The 1628-nt window shown below is 38.1% G+C and carries 1 protein-coding gene; it reads right to left on the minus strand.

The window, feature by feature from the left end; translation table 11 throughout:
• Positions 1-1476, minus strand: a 1476-nt coding sequence (istA, locus tag BM390_RS15130) for an IS21 family transposase (protein ID WP_089855775.1), incomplete at its 3' end; no start/stop codon positions are given.
• Between the last annotated feature and the right edge of the window lie 152 nt (positions 1477-1628).

Raw genomic sequence — 1628 nt, forward strand, 5'->3', positions numbered from 1 at the left:
GAGGGCATCGTAATGATCAAGGCCTCTTGTGATATCAGGCATATCAGGTAAAGACATTTGAGGCGTGTATGTTGAATAATCTTCTTGATTATTAACGAGTGAATAGAATCGATGTTTAATTTGGTCAACACTTGGATGTCCTTGTGCTGATACATCATTGAGTGCCTGATTCAGTAGAGTGAAGTCATTATTTTTAAGTAGCGTACCTAATAGTCTTAAAGCTTCTTTTTGTTCATCTTCTGTACAAGCTTTCAAGTATTGTGTCCATTCTTCTGGAAAATGTTCATAGATACTGGTGTATTTTATCGCTCGTGGACGGCGAGATAATAAATCAAGATAGGGTTGCCAGACCATTGATTGTCGTCTAACACCATAGAGTCTTGAATGATGAACCACAGCTTCATGTTGCTCATTTAAAACAATGACTGAATTATATGTGATCGCAACGGTTAACTTATCCCCGGCAAATCGAGGTGAACTGGAGTATTGCTTTTTATCCACAGTAATAAAACCATATTTATCAGCTTTAACTACTTCATAACGTACACAATCAAAAGCTTTCTCCGGTAGGAGAAGCCATTGTGCGCAATCCTCTTGATAAAGCGCATCTATTGCCACATCTTTTTTGTAATGAGAACGATCGCGATCATCCTCAGCTTTTTGCCATAACGTTTCATTAAATTGATCTAAATCTTCAATATGACATTCCGGCAATAAGAAATTATTTCTTACGTACTTCACCATCGCTTCGACATGACCTTTTTCGTTCCCCTTACCTGGATTGCAAAACTCATAATGAAAGCCATAATGCCCCACAAAACGTTCAAACACATCCGTGAGCTTTCGCTCTCCTTTGCCTAATATCTTTTTAACTGCGGGTCTAAAGTTATCAAATCGAATGGTTCTCGGAACCCCACCCATATGATGAAACATACGTTGTAACCCTTCGAGCAAACACTCCGCATTTTCCGAAGGAAAAACTTGAAAATAAAAAGTATTACTGAAAGGAAATGACATCACCAAATAGGGTAACTCCATCGATTCTGATTGATAAACAAACGGAGCCGTTCCAAAATCCACTTGTGCTGTTCCAGGGATAGATTCCAAAGGTAAAGCTGCTTGATCAATCATTGTTTTTAATTCTTTTTTTCGTTTAGAAACATACTGGCGAACACTTCTCTCAGATCCTTTAAAATCGTGCTCTTCCACAAGCTGTTGAAATAAACGTTTCGCCGTGCGGCGATATTTCCGTTTCTTTTTAGAATCCTCATTCAACCACTCATCAAGAATCGGTTTTACTGGATCCATGACGGGTGCCTTTCGGCACTGGGGTTTTTTAACTTCAAAGTCTTCTTGATTGGCATATTTTTTTACTGTACGAGCATCAATACCTGTCTTGCGACTAACACTCGCATAACTTTCTCCTTTTTGATTCACTTCATATCTGATATAATTTACTTCAGCCACTGCTAACATCTCCTAAATATCCTCCTGTCAAACGTTATTGGTCTAACGAGGAGTTTAAAGTTATTTTTGAGTGTTGGCAAGTGGTTTTTTGTATATTTTTGGCCGGATTTGACCAACATGAATTAACTGCCTTAAACTACATTTCAATTATGCCATATACA

This window comes from Halolactibacillus miurensis (assembly GCF_900116255.1).
Lineage (GTDB): Bacteria > Bacillota > Bacilli > Bacillales > Amphibacillaceae > Halolactibacillus > Halolactibacillus miurensis.